The sequence below is a fragment of the Nostoc sp. DedSLP03 genome, from assembly GCF_034530815.1.
GTDB lineage: Bacteria > Cyanobacteriota > Cyanobacteriia > Cyanobacteriales > Nostocaceae > Nostoc.
Genome location: NZ_JAVRCK010000001.1, coordinates 206,241 through 222,926 on the forward strand (window position 1 = coordinate 206,241; position 16,686 = coordinate 222,926).

15 protein-coding genes are annotated in these 16,686 nt (G+C 40.7%); 9 read left to right on the forward strand and 6 right to left on the reverse strand.

The features are described 5' to 3' along the window. Window positions 1–37 precede the first annotated feature (37 nt). Entirely contained in the window at window positions 38–412 is a 375-nt protein-coding gene (gene ebsA, locus RM368_RS00840) for a type IV pilus biogenesis protein EbsA (RefSeq protein WP_322688958.1), read from the forward strand. A 167-nt stretch (window positions 413–579) separates the two neighbouring features. Here the strand turns inward: ebsA and RM368_RS00845 are convergent, their stop codons facing one another. Continuing rightward, the gene (locus RM368_RS00845; RefSeq protein WP_322692279.1) at window positions 580–1,383 is read right to left on the reverse strand and encodes a PEP-CTERM sorting domain-containing protein; all 804 of its coding nucleotides are present in this window, start codon (window positions 1,381–1,383) and stop codon (window positions 580–582) included. 296 nt (window positions 1,384–1,679) lie between these two features. Between RM368_RS00845 and RM368_RS00850 the strand changes: the two genes are divergently transcribed. After that, window positions 1,680–1,835 carry a hypothetical protein gene (locus RM368_RS00850; RefSeq protein WP_322692280.1) on the forward strand — a complete coding sequence of 52 codons (156 nt, stop codon included), beginning with the start codon at window positions 1,680–1,682 and terminating at the stop codon, window positions 1,833–1,835. 131 nt (window positions 1,836–1,966) lie between these two features. On the opposite strand, the gene RM368_RS00855 is transcribed toward RM368_RS00850, so the two are convergent. Beyond that, window positions 1,967–3,406: an AAA-like domain-containing protein gene (locus RM368_RS00855; protein WP_322692281.1), complete on the reverse strand. Its 1,440-nt coding sequence runs from the start codon at window positions 3,404–3,406 to the stop codon at window positions 1,967–1,969. A gap of 474 nt (window positions 3,407–3,880) precedes the next feature. Between RM368_RS00855 and RM368_RS00860 the strand changes: the two genes are divergently transcribed. After that, a complete protein-coding gene (locus RM368_RS00860) occupies window positions 3,881–5,410 on the forward strand; it encodes a PAS domain-containing sensor histidine kinase (protein ID WP_322692282.1) in 1,530 nt (509 codons plus the stop codon). Between the two features lie 233 nt (window positions 5,411–5,643). On the opposite strand, the gene RM368_RS00865 is transcribed toward RM368_RS00860, so the two are convergent. Both RM368_RS00865 and RM368_RS00870 read right to left on the reverse strand, forming a co-directional pair. After that, entirely contained in the window at window positions 5,644–7,131 is a 1,488-nt protein-coding gene (locus tag RM368_RS00865; RefSeq protein ID WP_322692283.1) for an SIMPL domain-containing protein, read from the reverse strand. Between the two features lie 81 nt (window positions 7,132–7,212). Next, the gene (locus RM368_RS00870; RefSeq protein WP_322692284.1) at window positions 7,213–7,362 is read right to left on the reverse strand and encodes a hypothetical protein; all 150 of its coding nucleotides are present in this window, start codon (window positions 7,360–7,362) and stop codon (window positions 7,213–7,215) included. Between the two features lie 153 nt (window positions 7,363–7,515). Between RM368_RS00870 and RM368_RS00875 the strand changes: the two genes are divergently transcribed. From RM368_RS00875 to RM368_RS00890, 4 genes are all read left to right on the forward strand, one after another. Next, entirely contained in the window at window positions 7,516–8,112 is a 597-nt protein-coding gene (locus RM368_RS00875) for a cytochrome b/b6 domain-containing protein (protein ID WP_322692285.1), read from the forward strand. Window positions 8,113–8,206: 94 nt separating this feature from the next. Beyond that, window positions 8,207–9,640 carry a bifunctional orotidine-5'-phosphate decarboxylase/orotate phosphoribosyltransferase gene (locus tag RM368_RS00880; RefSeq protein ID WP_322692332.1) on the forward strand — a complete coding sequence of 478 codons (1,434 nt, stop codon included), beginning with the start codon at window positions 8,207–8,209 and terminating at the stop codon, window positions 9,638–9,640. A 120-nt stretch (window positions 9,641–9,760) separates the two neighbouring features. Further along, the gene (locus tag RM368_RS00885) at window positions 9,761–10,861 is read left to right on the forward strand and encodes an AI-2E family transporter (RefSeq protein ID WP_322692286.1); all 1,101 of its coding nucleotides are present in this window, start codon (window positions 9,761–9,763) and stop codon (window positions 10,859–10,861) included. A 119-nt stretch (window positions 10,862–10,980) separates the two neighbouring features. Further along, a complete protein-coding gene (locus tag RM368_RS00890) occupies window positions 10,981–11,682 on the forward strand; it encodes a serine/threonine protein kinase (protein WP_322692287.1) in 702 nt (233 codons plus the stop codon). Here RM368_RS00890 and RM368_RS00895 read toward each other — a convergent pair. Both RM368_RS00895 and RM368_RS00900 read right to left on the reverse strand, forming a co-directional pair. After that, the gene (locus tag RM368_RS00895; protein ID WP_322692288.1) at window positions 11,679–12,017 is read right to left on the reverse strand and encodes a DUF5615 family PIN-like protein; all 339 of its coding nucleotides are present in this window, start codon (window positions 12,015–12,017) and stop codon (window positions 11,679–11,681) included. The two genes, RM368_RS00890 and RM368_RS00895, sit on opposite strands and share 4 nt — an antisense overlap. A 33-nt stretch (window positions 12,018–12,050) precedes the next feature. Continuing rightward, a complete protein-coding gene (locus RM368_RS00900; RefSeq protein ID WP_322692289.1) occupies window positions 12,051–12,368 on the reverse strand; it encodes a DUF433 domain-containing protein in 318 nt (105 codons plus the stop codon). A 225-nt stretch (window positions 12,369–12,593) separates the two neighbouring features. Between RM368_RS00900 and RM368_RS00905 the strand changes: the two genes are divergently transcribed. Next, window positions 12,594–14,504 (forward strand): GTPase family protein, encoded by a 1,911-nt coding sequence (locus RM368_RS00905; RefSeq protein WP_322692290.1) that lies wholly within the window; start codon window positions 12,594–12,596, stop codon window positions 14,502–14,504. Window positions 14,505–14,932: 428 nt separating this feature from the next. After that, window positions 14,933–16,612 carry an ATP-binding protein gene (locus RM368_RS00910; RefSeq protein ID WP_322692291.1) on the forward strand — a complete coding sequence of 560 codons (1,680 nt, stop codon included), beginning with the start codon at window positions 14,933–14,935 and terminating at the stop codon, window positions 16,610–16,612. The last annotated feature ends 74 nt before the right edge of the window (window positions 16,613–16,686 follow it).

A 16,686-nucleotide genomic window follows, 5' to 3' on the forward strand; every position in this document is an offset into this window, starting at 1 on the left:
ATCCCCAGTTGCTAACTAACTTGAGGAATATTTAACTATGTCTATTGAGCAACTCCAGCCTGCAACTCAACAACAAGCCAGTGTTTACTTACCATATGTTCAGGGTGCTAGGCGCAATTTCTTACCCTATGCCATCAGTCTTTATCAAAAAGGGGTCTTGGAGGGACATCGGAAGATTGAAGCCAGCGAACATGTCCCCTTTGTCGCCTCCTGGAATGTTGCTACTTTACCCTCAGACTTAACCCGTTGCCGAATTCAGTTTGATGGCAATGCTGACCTGAGTTATGAACTGATGATGGCTAGTTTCGAGTTTATTAATTTTTTAATTGAACTTATGGATAACTATAAACGTTATCGTATAACCGATTTTTCACAACCATTTTACCGCAAGCTACTGCGTATAGATGAATGATTAAACTCAGCCGGACTTTTGCAAATCCGGCTTATTTTAAATTGATAGATAAATAAGTTCGTAGTCAGGACTTTAGTCCTTATTGTCTAAGATTATTTGCTCACAAAGCACTGATTTTTACAATTCAGCTTCAGCCTTGTGAGCTTTTTTACAACAGGCTTTCAGTTTTAAAACGTCTTCCTAAGTCCGCTGTCTTTTCTTCTTTTCAGAACGATACCAAAACTAGCTACCATCAGAGTTCCGAGAAGGCTCGCGGGTTCTGGAATAGAAGTTTCATTTATAGGTACTATGATTCTTAGATTTGCCAAACTAGCGTTAGTTATGGTCAAGGATGTTACGCCTGGGAAACCTGGGATATCAGACTTGAAATCAAAGACCGTGGGAGTTAAATTACCATTGGGATTACTATATCGCTCCCCATATCCACTCACTTCAAAAGTACCTTGATATTTCTTTCCGGTGTTTGGGTCAGTGACAGTACCAGTGTAGAAAGCTTTTGTAAGATTAAATTCATCCTGAACTACTCCTTGAAATGTGGTTCCTGACAATTGTCCCTGGTAAAGAAAGGTAGTCAATTGACCGCCAGAAAGAACAGGCGATGTCAGAACACCATCAAACGAGACAATTGGAATACCTTTAAAGTCAACAAAATGATGCAGACTTCCATCGGAGCGTGTTTTTACCTGTAAATAGTCTGATTGGTATACAGGAACATAATTAGGATTATTATTAGTACCTAAGTTCCGGTAATAAGTTCCAGTATCATCGGTATCAATACGAGTAATACTGTTATTGAAATTGGGATTATTTCTGGGCAGTTCAATAGTTCCTGATAATGTACCAGTGCTTTCAATTGTGATGAATTGAGCAGCAATTGCACTTGCTCCACTCATAGCGATCGCGACTGCTGCAAGACAACTGCTGCTAACAACTGCAAAACCTAGCTTAATCCCTGATGAACTCACTTTCATTAACAAATTGTTCCTTTAATTGTCGATGGTAAACACACCTAATTTGCTGAGATTAATTGCAAGCTTATCTCATGCATGATTTATTATTCCCAAGCTGATAAAGGAAGTTTCATCGACAAAAAAATCTTGTCAATTGCTATTTTTATCGAAACAGAATTTAGAATGAATTTTGTGCGATTGGTGGATGAATTTAGGGGTTTAAGCCCTACACTAAATATGCAGATTTCGTGGTAAACAAAACAGTGACTGATGGATGAATTCAGGGGTTTAAGCCCTACAGTAAATATGCAGATTTCATGGTAAACAAAACAGTGGCAAGTCTGAATTTACCGCTGATAGCGGCGGCGGCAAGCGAGTTTGCTTACTCTGTAAGAGTTGCAAGCTACGCTTTTAGCGTCTGTCTGCGACACGCTGTTAGCGTTCGTAGAGAGCGCCTTCATTCTGACTTCTGAATTCTGACTCCTGAATTCAGAATAGCTGAATTCTTATTCATATCGCACAAAATTAGTGATCTTAGAGTGTTATGACGAGCAAATTGCCACTCAATTTACAGGTAGCTTTCAAAGTAGCAGTGATTAACTAATTAAGTGAGTTCATCTAAACTAGAGAGGACTGATAACTGTTGATTTTCTTGTTTCAATTGTTCAACAGGAGTATTATTGAAATTCTCACTTTTTTTAAGATATTGTTGGAAATATAACCGATATAATTCACACGTAGGAGTACTGCGTAGGCGTAGCCCGTCGTAGACATCGCCTTCTAAATTAATTAGCCCTATACTTTGTAATTGATATGCCAAGCTTGGCTCTAATTTCACATAATTTGTAGTATTAATCACTTCATAAAAAGCATCTCCCAATTCTGGCTGATCTCGAAGTGCTAATACATATTGCCTTAGACACTGGTTATAAATTCCGGCTTCTGTGGGTGCTTGTTGCAATAACTGCCCTAAATCTCCTTTTAATCCACCTTTACCCACAAGGTGATACAATGCCAATCGCACCAAATAAGGATTTCCTCCCACCATTGCCATCAAACTATCGGCATCTTTACCATCTGTCCAATCCAAGCCGTGACGTTGTGCTAAATCCTGCACTTGCTCTTTCGTAAAGGGAGGTAAATTAATTGTCAAACCAATATTAAATAATGGCGATTGAGTGAGTTTTATGGGAACAAGAATTTCTGTTGAATAAACCAGAACCAGACGCAGTTTTTGCCAAATTTCTACCCTTTTGGCTTGTTTATGCCACGATCGCACTAATGGTAGCAGCTCTTGAGCAATTTCCTGATACTCAAATACCCAGTCCACCTCATTTAATACTAAAACCAGGGGACTTGAGAGCGCAGGCAGTAAATATTTTTGGAAATAGATAGAGCAGCTGACTTTGCTACCCATATCTTCATCCCAATAATCATTGAGTTTTGGTTCTAGCTGTAACTCCCGACTAACATTGACACAGAACCAGCGCAAAAATTTATCCAAACTGGCAAATACTGCTTTGTCTGCTTGCTGAAAGTCCAAAGTTACGGTATTAAAGCTTTGCTTGTTAGCGCGTGCAAGCAACCGCAAAACCAGAGAGCTTTTTCCCATCTTTTTGGGTGCTTTGATGCAAATTACACTCCCAGGTTCAGCCATTTCTGCGTAAGCGAGTTCTTCAATTGGCGGGTGAGGGATGTAAAATCTGGAATTAAAAGATACTGGGCCGCTAGGAAATTCTAAGGAAATCGCTGTGGCAGCTCGGTTGAATTCCTTAATTAACTGCTGATGCGCAACGCTTTGAGGGTGATTTTCTAGAGTCTGGCGAAAGTTAGATTTATGTATTGGTTCTTTGTAAAAATTACTCAGTACTTGCCATAAATGAGCAGCGATTTCCTTGACACGTTCCTCGCCGTAGTGCGCTTCACTAGCTATATTGGCGTAGGTTTCTCCTTCCCACGAACAACGTAATATCAACTCTTGGAGCGTCGTTAAACCGGTTGCTTGACTGGCTTTTAGTAGCAATACTAGTTCATCTATAGTCATTACTCATTGACTCTAATTCAGTATGATATTTTTTCACACCATTCAGCTTTAGAAGTCAATGTCGACCGCCTTTTATGCATAGCAGCCAGCTCTGACTAAAAAAGCTACAAAAAAGCCTTGACAATTTTTTGCATCCTGAAATTATTTAGCGTGATTCAATCATAGAATTTTTTTTACAACTTTTTCGGGCTTTTTAAGTAATTATATGTGACTTGAACTACTTTTTTTAGACATATCTTAGAATGTAGATGCACAACAATGTAGCGATTTTTTCTAAAAGATTGCTATTGCGATCGCAACAGAGGTTACATTCTTCTAAATTCCATTCCAATTGATGATATCGGCTGATATATCCCTGACCTAAGTTACAGCCTAATAAACCAACTAGGCGATTTGTCCATAACTGAATCGTCAGGGTGCTAAAACAGCGTAGAGAGAAAGCTACAGAATATCTTCCTCATCGTACCAGCAGCTATGCATATCCAAGAACCCGCTACTCATGAATCAGAAGCTCCATTTTCAGTACAAGATTCTCAGAGTTTCCCAGAAGCCAAAGACTTATCTCTAGAAAATTTAGATACTTGCGAATGCTCACAAGCCACCTTACAAATGGCATTAATCGCTAGTGGCTTGGGGTTGTGGGATTGGAATCTAGTAACTGACAAAACCTATTACGATTCCCAATGGAAAAGTATCCTGGGATATAAAGTAGACGAAATCGACAACGATTATAAATCCTTTGAACAACTGGTACATCCACAAGATTTATCAAGAATTCGCCAGGTATTGCACGATTATCTCCAAGGATACATACCTGTGTTTGAAGTCGAATTGCGAATGTTAACTAAATCCGGGGAGTGGAAGTGGATTTTGACTTGTGGCAAAGTATTTCAGTGGGATAAATTCGGTAAACCAGTGCGGATGGTGGGAACGCACAAGGATATTAATCAGGATAAAGCAATCGCTACTCAACAATACCAACTATTTGAACAACTCCAAAGAGAAATTACTCAACACCAGTCTACCGAAGACCAAGTTAAGGAAAAATCACAACAGCTAGAAACTACTCTTGATGAACTCAAATATACCCAAAAGCAGTTATTGCAGAACCAGAAAATGGCTAATCTCGGTCAACTGGTGGCAGATATGGCTAACGAAATTAACCACCCCGTTAGCTTTATCTTTGGCAATCTCCATACTGCTAGTAAATACGCTGAAGATTTAATCAGAATTATTGAACTTTACCAATATTACTATCCCACACCTACCCCAGTTATTGCCTTACATTTGCAACACCTTGACCTTGGTTTCGTGAAGACAGAATTTTTTAAATTACTGTGGTCAATGCGAGCCTGTTCTGAGCGTGTGAAAGATATTGTTTTCGCCTTGCGGAATTTTTCTACCTCTGACGAAGGTCAAATGCAAAAGGTTGACATACATCAAGGATTTGATAGTGTTCTCAGGATTTTACAACATCGTCTCAAAGAAAAACCTGATAGAGCAGAGATTAAAGTAATTAAAACCTTTGGAGAATTACCCTTAATTGAGTGTTACCCTGGTGAACTAAATCAGGTATTCATGAACATCTTAACTAATGCCATTGATGCTTTAGAAGAGAGGATGAAGCACGATCATTCTTTTACTCCAAAAATTTTGATTCATACAGAAGTTGTTAGCAGTCATTTATCATTGGTCAATAATCATGAACCTTGGGTAAATGACAAACTACTAGGGAAAAAACACAAAGTTATCATTCGCATTTTTGACAATGGCAAAGGTATGCTTCCCCATATCCAAGGACATATATTTGAACCGTTTTTTACAACCAAGCCAGTAGGCAAAAGTCAAGGACTAGGGTTATCAATTAGTCGGCAAATTATCGTTGAAAAACATCAAGGTAAACTTAAGTGTAATTCTCAGTTAGGTCAAGGGACAGAGTTGGTGATTGAGATGAATACAACAGCAAGACACTATGCCGCGATTAGAAAACACGCCAACTTTTAGGTATTTAACTTTGGGGAGGAGGTGTTAATCTTTGCAAGTCGATGCATTAACAAGGCCGCCGCCGCATTCACAATACAAGTTGATGTATTAACAAGGCGGCTGCCGCATTCACAATACAAGTCGATGCATTAACAAGGCGGCCGCCGCCTGCCTCAACCAAAAAATTCCTTAACCGAACGGTATTGAGCGCGGTGTAGTCCGCCACGTGCTTGTGAAACTTGCATAAGTCCTGACTAAGCAAATTGCTGCAATCCATTAAGAGGTAGATCGAGAATCACTCCTGAATTTGGAGAATAACTGATATCTAGAGAAACACTAGCTTTTACCGTCTGAGAACCACCAATTATAGGAGTTGTAGAAACCCTATCTGCTGTTAGATTAGACACGAAGGGAGATGGTCTAGGATTGTCATTTGAGTTGATATCAATGTCAATAATCTGTCCAGGGGTTAACTGCAAGGTACTAAAAACAGCCTGAGCTTGAGCTTTAGCATCTTTAACAGCTTCGCTGAGAACTTGCAGGCGTGCCTGCTGCAATGCTTCGTCTGAGGCAGTGAAGCTGATATTCTGTATGACATTTGCGCCAGCTTGAATAGCTTTGTCGATTGCTGCCCCAGATTGATTTGTTGGTAACTCAAACTCAAGCGTGTTGAGACCTTCAAAACCTGTTAGCGTTTGAGTATTATTTTCATAACTATAGACAGGATTTAGTTGAATAGATGTAGTTTGAAGTTCTTGCGCCCCAAGCTTTTGCAGGACATCAACTACCGCACTTGAACGTTGAGCAACAAGTTGTTGAACTTCGGTTGCAGTTTTTCCCTGTACTTTAATCCCCAATTCTACATCAGTTAAAGTGGTAGCAACACTGACCTCTCCTTGACCAGTAACTTCTAATATCTGAGGAGTTTTTGGAGTAGTGCTACCAATCAAAGAATCGGCGATCGCAATACCCAAATTTCTCACACCGATAAGATTATCAGCAGCCGAAGCAAGAGTCCCTGCTGAATTTGGAGAATAACCGATATCTAGAGAAACACTAGCTTTTACCGTTTGAGGACTACCAATTATAGGAGTTGTACTAGCTGTTGCAAAAGTCTTATCTGCTGTTAGATTAGACACGAAGGGAGATGGTCTAGGATTGTCATTTGAGTTGATATCAATGTCAATAATCTCTCCGGGGGTTAACTGCAAGGTACTAAAAACAGCCTGAGCCTGAGCTTTAGCATCTTTAACAGCTTCGCTGAGAACTTGTAGGCGTGCCTGCTGCAATACTTCGTCTGAGGTAGTGAAGCTGATATTCTGTATGACATTTGCGCCTGCTTGAATAGCTTTGTCAATTGCTGCCCCAGATTGATTTGTTGGTAACTCAAACTCAAGTGTGTTCAGACCTTCAAAACCTGTGAGAGTTTGAGTATTATTTTCATAGCTATAGACAGGATTTAGTTGAATAGATGTAGTTTGAAGTTCTTGCGCCCCAAGCTTTTGCAGGACATCAACTACCGCACTTGAACGTTGAGCAACAAGTTGTTGAACTTCGGTTGCAGTTTTTCCCTGTACTTTAATCCCCAATTCTACATCAGTTAAAGTGGTAGCAACATTAACCTCTCCTTGACCAGTAACTTCCAATATCTGAGGAGTTTTTGGAGCAGTGCTACCAATCAAAGAATCAGCGATCGCAATACCCAAATTTCTCACACCGATGAGATTATCTGTGTTAGCCATCTTATTCTCCTTGCTTAAAGGATGTTTGATACCTGTTGATGTTTTAATCTTAAATCATGTCTAAAAAGTAAACCGCGTTTATCACCAATACATACTGGATAAAAAACGCTCTCGCATTCGCCAGCCAAAATGCGATCGTTTGACAACTCTACGGTCGTCACAAAACCCCATTCCACCAAGAAAGAGCAATCCTGTACTGCTGCGCTGCTGATTTAGGTATTGGATTGACATCGGTCTACTGGTAATCAAACAGCAGATGGTAGACCATTAATGCCAAAATACTGAATCTAAATGATGGGAAAATAAAAGTGAGTAATACCCACCTAACCTTGCTGGGCTATTTACCCAAGACAGATAAACAACAAATTTTATCAGTCAAAATTTATGACTTCCAACGTTCCCTCTCCAACTCGAAAGCGACCCACTCAAGCAACAGGAGCCAAAATATTCCACTGGTGTAACATCATTAGTCTATTTATCATGCTCACCAGTGGACTACAAATTTACAACGCTAACCCTGTTTTTGGTGGACGCGCAGGTTTGCACATTCCTCCAATATTTACTTTAGGAGGCTGGCTTGCAGGAGGTAGACACTGGCATTTTGCGGCAATGTGGCTATTCTCGCTGAATCTGTTGTGGTATGGAATTTACATTTTAATTACCCGACGCTGGCGACATCGCTTTGTCGGTGCTAATGACTTGAAAGCATTACAAAAAACTCAAAATTCCCAACGCCTAATTTATGCTTGGCATCGGATTGCTTATACAGCAATTATTCCTATTTTGCTGCTGGCATTATTTACAGGGATAGGAATGTATAAACCTGCTCAATTTTCCTGGATTGTGGATTGCTTTGGCGATTGGCAAGCATTGCGAATTGTTCACTTTGCCTCAGTGCCAATGGTTATCTTATTTGTAGTAATTCACTATCAATTAGGGCGTAAGGCTGGAGGTACTGAATTAACAGAATCAATGTTTTAGTAAACAATCTATGGTCATGGAGATAAATAAACGAAAAGACAAATGACCAATGACTAATGACTAATGACTAATGACCAATAACTCTTTAAAAAACATGAACTTTTTTGATAAATTGAATAGAAATATCTTACAAAATCAAAGCTTGTTATTTGTAGGACTCGATCCAAATCCAGAGATGATGCCTGAACGTTATGAATCTGAAGAACTGATTGCTGGTTTGGAAAAGTGGTTACAATTCATTATTGCGGAAACTTCTGATTTCGTTTGTGCTTATAAACCGACACTTGGCTTTTACGAAGCTTTAGGTATTCCTGGTTTAGAACTACTGTACAAAACTTTAGCAGCTATTCCAGCCCATATCCCAGTGATTTTAGATGCCAAACACAGTGACTTAAATACTAGTAGCATCTTTGCCCAGACTGTGTTTACAAAATGGCAAGTGGACGCAATCACTCTCAGCCCCTATACAGGACAAGATCACGTAGCACCTTTTTTAGTCTATCCTGATAAAGCGGTGTTTATTTTATGCTGTACTTCTAATTCAGGTGCAGAAGCTCTACAGCAATATCCGACAAACGAATCACCCCTTTATTTACAGGTAGTAAAAGAATCAAAAACCTGGGGAACTCCAGAACAATTGGGTTTGGAAGTGGGAACTACAAATCCTGAAGTTTTAGCACTTATTCGAGCAGTTGCACCCGAACGAATTATGATGGCGCGTAGCATCTGGGCGGAGGCTCAAAACCTGAAACAAATTCTAGAAGCTGGCTTGAATAGTAACGGTGATGGTTTACTGATTCCTGTTCCTCAAGATATGTTAGTAAATATCGAATTATCAAAAGAAGTCCAGTCACTAAGTGCAGAAATCAATCAAATCAAAACTGAAATTATTTACGAAAATTCTACTTGTTCTGTGTGGTTTCCCGATGTTTGTTTTCTAAATCAGCACCCACATCAAGATTTGATTTTACAACTTTATGATCTTGACTGCATTATGTTTGGCAGCTTTGTCCAAGCATCAGGAGCGATATTTCCTTATTACATCGACTTACGCAAAATTATTTCCAATCCCCAAGTTTTTAATCAAGTTCTCACAGCTTATGAGGATATTTTGAAGAATCTGAATTTTGATAGATTAGCAGGTATTCCTTATGGTTCATTACCGACTGCGACTGGTTTAGCTTTGCGCCTTCATTGTCCGATGATTTTCCCGCGTAAAGAAGTGAAAGCACACGGAACTCGGAGAGTAATTGAGGGTAACTTTCATGCTGGTGAAACAGTTGTAGTGGTTGACGATATTCTCATTAGCGGCAAAAGTGTTATGGAAGGAGCAGGAAAGTTGGAATCAGCAGGGTTAAAGGTTAATGATATTGTGGTATTTATCGACCACGAACAAGGAGTGAAAGATAGGTTACAGCAAAATGGTTATCGTAGCCATGCGGTTTTAACTATTTCGGAAATTACTAATACTCTCTATCAAGCAGGGCGAATAAATGAGGAGCAATTTTCAGCTTTTGCTGAAAGTTAATCATTGAAATAATGGGAAATAGATCGTCGGGAAAGATTTTTATTGTTTATTTCCTATTGAGCAAATTTAATTACTCGGTTCAATCTAGTAACTAGAATAATTTTCGTTTTGAAATTAATTATGAATTTTTCACTGAATCAATTACTTAGATGGTTAATTTTTACACTGTTATTTCCTCTAGTATTCCTCAATGGTTGGCTAGCATTTTTGCTGGTGAAAAACTTTCAACCAGTCGTCACAATTCTTATCTTGGCTACCTTGCTTGCATTCGTTTTAAACTATCCTGTTTCGATTCTCCAACAGCGTCAAGTTAAACGCAGCTATGCAGTAGCATTAGTTTTTATATTAGCATTGGTAATTGTTGTGGCTTTGGGTATCACTTTAATGCCCATTGTTTTAGAGCAATTTAATGAAATGGTTAAAGTCTTTCCCCAATGGATTGATTCTAGCGAAGAAAAGCTTCAGATTGTAAATGATTGGTTTTTTAGGCACAAATTAAATGTGAATTTCAGTCAGTTATTAGCAAGAATTAATGACCAACTACCAAATGAGATAGAGTTTATTTCAGATAAACTTTTAAGTATTATCATAGATACAATTGATAGTATTTCTGAGGCGTTAATTATAGTAGTGCTAACTTTTTACTTGTTGTTGGATGGCCCAAGAATTTGGGAGGCGATATTTAAAAAGTTACCTGGAAATCTTGCCCAGCAGATAAGCCTGTCTATTCAGCAAAACTTTCAAAATTACTTAATTGGTCAGGTAAGTTTGGCTTTGTTGATGGGTGTTTCAATAACATTATTGTTTTTAGCTTTTCAAGTCCAGTTTGGTTTACTCTTTGGTTTGGGAGTTGGACTTTTGAGCTTAATTCCCTTTGGTGATGTCGTCAGTCTGGTTTTAATAACTTTAATAATAGCGTCACATGACTTTTGGCTAGCAGCTAAAGTTTTTGCGGTAGCTGTTGTTATCGATCAGTTAATCGATCAGGCGATCGCACCCCGTCTTTTAGGCAAATTTACTGGTATTAGACCAATATGGGTATTAATTGCTTTACTTGTAGGAACCAATGTTGGCGGAGTCTTGGGTTTACTAGTTGCGGTACCTATAGCTGGTTTTATCAAAGATGTAGCAGATGGTTTTTCTAAATCTGTTAATTCTGATAACCTGGGTGAGGGTGAAGCAGCATCAGAATTGTTGATCGAAAAATCAATATCGCAATGAGTTGTGGATAAAAATTGCCATCTCTACTGTTAACGGGAAGTTGCAACAGTGTCATTTAGGTCGTAATTCACTCAAGTCAACCTTATTCCCAAACCTCGTAAATTGGCTAAGGAATTAATATGGACCAATTGCCCCTAAAACAGTTAGTCAAAAACATTTATCAGGAACTACTGCCTAGATTACAGATTGAAAGTGTTAATCCCCATAATCCAATTAAGGTAAGCTATCTTCCACAACCTTGGCGGCTGCTTGGCAAAGGAAACTACGCCGCAGTAGTCTATCACCCCGATTACCCTGACTATGTAGTTAAGATTTATGCCCCAGGACGGCCAGGTTTTGAAGAGGAAGTAGAAGTTTACCACCGTCTAGGGTATCATCCAGCCTTTTCTGAGTGTTTCTACGCCAAGGATGGGTTTTTAGTCTTGAAACGGCTTTATGGAACAACCCTCTACGATTGTATGCACTTTGGTTTACTAATTCCCAAGCAGGTAATAAAGGACATCGATGAAGCTCTTGACTATGCGCGAAGTTGCGGACTCCACCCTCATGATGTCCACGGGCGTAATGTCATGATGTACCAAGGTAGAGGATTAGTCGTAGACATATCAGATTTCCTGCATCAAGAAGCTTGCTCAAAGTGGAATAACCTAAAAAAGGCTTACTACTGGTTATATCTGCCCGTGTTTTACCCACTTCGACTGCGCGTACCATACTTTGCCTTAGATATCGTCCGCAAATGTTATCGCTTGGGAACTTCTGTTAAAAATTTTTGTTGCCAACTACCCTTAAGATTAACTAATATTAAGTATTTAAAACGTTAAGAGCTTTTATCAATATAAGCACTCAAAAATACTAGTTGGTTTACCATCTCCTCAGCCGAACGAGTAGCAACCAACTTGAGCAACCCTTGTAACTGTTGCCCTACTGAATAGCGTTGTTGCTGCAACAAGATAATGCCAGCATGATTTCTTTCTGTGGCTAGAAACTCGTTATGTAAGCAGCAAAAGTCTTTTTGGTTGTAGCTATAGATAACACGCCCTTGTTCTGTTGCCCAAATTAGCTGCTCATCATCAGAATAGCTCTGCCTGCTTACATCGGCCACTGTCACAACATCCAAGTTTGCATTACAGAAAGCTTTGATTAGGGGACTTCTCAACACTGTCCTCATCTAAATACAAACAAATTTGGCTCACTGTCTCTTCGCCGTGTACTCAGCTTCCAAACGGTCGTATTCTTCAATTTCTGCGGCAATCTCCCTGTCAATTACTTGCTGGTTAGCATAGTAGTAAGCTAGCGCTGCATAAACTTGTGCCAACATTAGCTGTGGTCTTTGGACAACTATCTCTTCCGGTTTCATGCCTGCGTTGAAATCGATCGCAATATTATGTACCGTAATCCGGTGTCCCGCAATCCGAGGGCGACCGCCACAGGTTCCGGGTGTGCTGACAATCAGCGTGCCAATATCGGTAATTGTTTGCATAGCTTGTTTACTAAATTTTGCTCTCATAGACAACTGAACAATTTAAAACTTCTTCTAATCTATAAATATAAATATCCAGTTGTTTATTTAGCTACCTACAGCAAAATAAAACATTTATCCCTAATAATTAGGAGTCTACCATTAATCCCAGAATACCAAACATCCTGCCTGCATTGGAGACGATAGACTTTTTATAAGAGTAATTTTGACAAAAACTCGAATTTCCCAACATTTCAAAGCAGGTATGGGGCAATGGTGCGATTAAAACTGTGGCAGTGGGTGGTCTTAGCAATCCCGATCGCGTTTATCATCATTTTCTTACTGGTGTCTGCCGGTTCACAAATTCATGCGTGGGGCATTAATTGGATTTGGGGTGTATTCACCGTTTTATTTGTTGGTTGGCGTTGGCTGCTAGTCAAATGGACTCAACCAGCTGTTAACCAAGTGGAAGCTGTATTAAGTGAAGTCCGTGAAGAACTGGAATCGACAGCAGAGTATACAGCAGCGCGACCAGTGGGAAGTGACACCACAAAACTTGCTGAAACCGCCCTTCAAGAAATTCTCCAAGCAGCACAAAGCGATCGCCCGATTTGGGAAGACTGGCAAACTTTTTGGACGCGATGCCAAGATTTAGTTGTAGCGATCGCTCATATCTACAATCCGGAAGTTCAATATCCCCTGTTGAATATTTACGTCCCCCAAGCTTACGGGCTGATTCGGGGAACGGTGGATGATATGGATCGGTGGATGCAAAAGTTATCCCCTGTCCTCAATCAGGTGACGGTTGGACAAGCATACCAAGGATATGAAGTCTACCGAAAGTTGGAACCATCGGCTCGGAAATTCTGGAAAGCTTGGAACTGGGCACAGTGGATCTTAAATCCGGTGGCGGCGGTGGCAAAACAAGCCAGTCAGGGTTCTAGTAACCAAGCAACTCAGCAATTATTGGGGAATTTGAGCCAGTTATTCCGGGAAGCTGCCTTGAGAAACTTATGCCGACAAGCGATCGCACTTTACGGACGTAGCACCTTACCAGTTCCAGCAACCGTAGTTTCCACTCCAACTTTACCCCAGGCAAAAACTCAAACACTCCGAGAAATCCTGATTCAAGCTCAACCAGCCGAGGCGGTTGAGCAAAAACCCGTGAATATTCTGCTGGTGGGGCGCACGGGATCGGGAAAAAGCAGCCTGATTAATACGCTATTTCAGGCGGATCTCGCAGCCGTTGATGTTTTACCCAGTACCGATCGCATTCAGAATTATCAATGGCAAACTGAAAGTGGTGAAACTCTGACGCTTTTGGATACACCTGGTTACGAACAAGTCAACCGTGCCGAACTCCGAAATTTGGTGCTTGATTATGCCATCAACTCAGATTTGCTGCTGTTAGCTACTCCTGCCCTCGATCCTGCCCTGCAAATGGATGTAGACTTTTTGCAAGACATCAAAGCAGAAGTTGCAGATTTACCTGCGATCGCGATCGTCACTCAAGTAGATCGGCTGCGTCCCATCCGCGAATGGCAACCACCTTATGATTGGGAATGGGGCGATCGCCCTAAAGAAATTGCCATTCGCGAAGCCACTGAGTATCGTGCTAAACTGCTAGGAAACTTCTGTAATCTCGTTCTACCAGTGGTTACAAGCGACAGCAAAACAAATCGAGTTGCCTGGGGAGTAGAAGCGCTATCGTTAGGATTAGTGGATGCGATCGCACCTACCAAGCAACTCCGTCTCGCCCGCTTTTTGCGTAACCTAGAAACTCGCATCGTCGCCGCCGCCAAAATCATCGACCATTACACCTTCCAAATGACGACAACACAAGGATTAACGACATTGCTCAAAAGTCCCGTCCTTCAGTTTGTTTCTACCCTCTCAACCGGATCTCCAGCTCTTGCGTATATGCTGGCAAAGGAAATTCCTGTGGAACAGTTGCCGATTGTCATTGGCAAACTGCAAATGGGATATGAGCTTTTCTCACTCTTAAACACCAACTCGGTCAACTTTGAGTTGCTAGCCCTTTGGCCGCTACTGCTGGAAAATTCCGCTGCACCCGATCGCAATGCCTGGGCATTTGGTCACGCTCTAGTGGAATACTGGACTCAAAATCTGACGGTTGAACAACTCCGGGAGCGATTTGAGTATTATTTAGCGATCGCCAAATAATTTGCCTGCGATGGCAATGTCTACGAAGGATTGTGACGCATCTTCGATTTTCTGGCAAATACTACGTCTAAATAACGAGTTTAAGCTGTTACGTAACCTCGTAAATAAACACCAAAAGTTGCATTAATAAATAAAAGTAAATTACGAATATTTATTTAGCACTTTTGAAGAATTTCATACTATATAAGGAAAAGCAAAAAGGCGGTAACAGATTGCACTCTCAATATCGAGGTTAAGATTACGATTAAGAGTAGGTGTCTGCTGAACCTACCCGTTTTATAGCGGTAGTCACAAAGGTTAGGACATTTTTAAAGCGTGAATGCTAAGAATAGCAATAGTTTTACCAACTGAGCCTCCAGCAAGAACTGCCTTCTGCCTCCTGCTATGTCTAAGTTTTTATACCGATATCTTTTTCTTCGGAGTTCTTTATGAAAAATATATTACAAACCTCCATCTCTCAAGAACAGAATTCAGATCGGAGCCATAGCATTTCCTCTTACGACAGGCTGCTTTCGGTCGTGAAGGATTTGGCTTGTGTGCGGACTATTGAAGAAATTATTGAGATTGTGCGTTTGGCTGCTCGCGATCTCACAAATGCTGATGGAGTAACTTTTGTATTGCGGGATGGTGAATGTTGCCACTATGTCGATGAAAACGCCATTGGCCCGCTTTGGAAAGGTATGCGTTTTCCCCTCAAGTCTTGCATCTCCGGTTGGGCAATGCTCAATAAAAAAGCAGCCGTAATTGAGGATATTTACCAGGATGCACGAATTCCGATTGAGGCGTACAAGGTAACTTTTGTCAAAAGTTTAGTGATGGTTCCGATTCGGGTTTCCGATCCCTTGGGTGCGATTGGAGCTTACTGGAGTACACCCCACTTAGCCACATCTGAAGAGATCGGAATGCTGGAGATTTTGACTGATACTACAGCAGTTGCGATCGCTAACGTGCAACTTTTCCAGAAATTGACGAACCAAAATGCCCTAAAAGACAAATTTATTGCCATGCTGGGTCACGAACTGAGGAATCCCGTTGCCCCCATCTCCAACGGCGTTCAGCTACTGAAGTTGAAGCTAGGACAGACTGGTGCAGTCGGAGAAACAGTTTTAATGATGCAAAACCAGATTAAGCACCTCTCGAAATTGATCGATGAGTTACTTGATGTGTCGTCCATCACTTATGGGAAGATTTCATTAAACCTTGAGAAGGTTAATCTGGTAGAATTAATTCGCCAAAGTCTCAATGACCATACACAAGCAATCAAGAGATGGAACCTTAATGTTGTAGAAGACCTGCCAAACACGCCCGTGTGGGCTTATGTTGACTCCACTCGCTTCTTCCAAATCTTTGGGAACCTTCTTGATAACGCCTTAAAGTTTTCCCAGCCAGATGGAACCATCTGGGTGGCTCTTTCATGTATTCCAGGTGAAAATGGCTCAGGTAGTGTAGCGGCCTTATCTGTAAGAGACTTAGGCATCGGCATAGAACCGACAATATTACCAGAACTTTTCGAGCCGTTTACCCAGGCCGATCGCAGTTTAGATCGTTCGCGGGGCGGGCTAGGTTTGGGACTTTCGGTAGTCAAAAGTCTTGTAGAACTTCATGGTGGTAATGTTGAAGCCTCAAGTAGAGGGATAAATTTGGGAGCAGAATTCAAAGTCACTCTCCCTATATGCGAAGAGATTACAGCTTCGGACAACGAACTAGAGATTACAGAGGCGGCGAAAAAATCGTTGAAGATTTTAGTTATTGAAGATAACGAGGATTCAGCCGTATCATTACAAGCAGTACTTGAGTATTTTGGGCATGAAGTTGCCATTGCCAAGGATGGAATTTTAGGGGTAGAAACTGCAAAGAAGCTTGAGCCTCATGTGATTATTTGTGACATCGGACTTCCCGAAATGGATGGATTTGCCGTTGCACAAGAACTAAGTAAAGACTCCAAATTTACTCGCTCAATTCTGATTGCGCTTACCGGCTATGGTAGCCAAGAGGATCGGCAGCTTGCGCTGAAGTCTGGTTTCAAATCCCACTTAACCAAGCCTGTAGACTTTGACATACTGAAAGCAGAAATCGATCGATACTTTGATGAAGTATTATCAAGTTGACATTATCTTAACCGTCGATCTCCCCTCATAAGGTTTATTACATACGTACTTAATACAAATCCGTTGCTTTGTTT

What these genes read in the sequence shown, in the direction of transcription:
- RM368_RS00890 (WP_322692287.1), top strand. Translation starts at nt 10,981, where the DNA reads ATGGACCAATTGCCCCTAAAACAGTTAGTCAAAAACATTTATCAGGAA.
- RM368_RS00875 (WP_322692285.1), top strand. Translation starts at nt 7,516, where the DNA reads ATGACTTCCAACGTTCCCTCTCCAACTCGAAAGCGACCCACTCAAGCA.
- RM368_RS00900 (WP_322692289.1), bottom strand. Translation starts at nt 12,368, where the DNA reads ATGAGAGCAAAATTTAGTAAACAAGCTATGCAAACAATTACCGATATT.
- RM368_RS00860 (WP_322692282.1), top strand. Translation starts at nt 3,881, where the DNA reads ATGCATATCCAAGAACCCGCTACTCATGAATCAGAAGCTCCATTTTCA.
- RM368_RS00885 (WP_322692286.1), top strand. Translation starts at nt 9,761, where the DNA reads ATGAATTTTTCACTGAATCAATTACTTAGATGGTTAATTTTTACACTG.
- ebsA (WP_322688958.1), top strand. Translation starts at nt 38, where the DNA reads ATGTCTATTGAGCAACTCCAGCCTGCAACTCAACAACAAGCCAGTGTT.
- RM368_RS00855 (WP_322692281.1), bottom strand. Translation starts at nt 3,406, where the DNA reads ATGACTATAGATGAACTAGTATTGCTACTAAAAGCCAGTCAAGCAACC.
- RM368_RS00865 (WP_322692283.1), bottom strand. Translation starts at nt 7,131, where the DNA reads ATGGCTAACACAGATAATCTCATCGGTGTGAGAAATTTGGGTATTGCG.
- RM368_RS00850 (WP_322692280.1), top strand. Translation starts at nt 1,680, where the DNA reads ATGGTAAACAAAACAGTGGCAAGTCTGAATTTACCGCTGATAGCGGCG.
- RM368_RS00880 (WP_322692332.1), top strand. Translation starts at nt 8,207, where the DNA reads ATGAACTTTTTTGATAAATTGAATAGAAATATCTTACAAAATCAAAGC.
- RM368_RS00845 (WP_322692279.1), bottom strand. Translation starts at nt 1,383, where the DNA reads ATGAAAGTGAGTTCATCAGGGATTAAGCTAGGTTTTGCAGTTGTTAGC.
- RM368_RS00910 (WP_322692291.1), top strand. Translation starts at nt 14,933, where the DNA reads ATGAAAAATATATTACAAACCTCCATCTCTCAAGAACAGAATTCAGAT.
- RM368_RS00905 (WP_322692290.1), top strand. Translation starts at nt 12,594, where the DNA reads ATGGTGCGATTAAAACTGTGGCAGTGGGTGGTCTTAGCAATCCCGATC.
- RM368_RS00870 (WP_322692284.1), bottom strand. Translation starts at nt 7,362, where the DNA reads ATGTCAATCCAATACCTAAATCAGCAGCGCAGCAGTACAGGATTGCTC.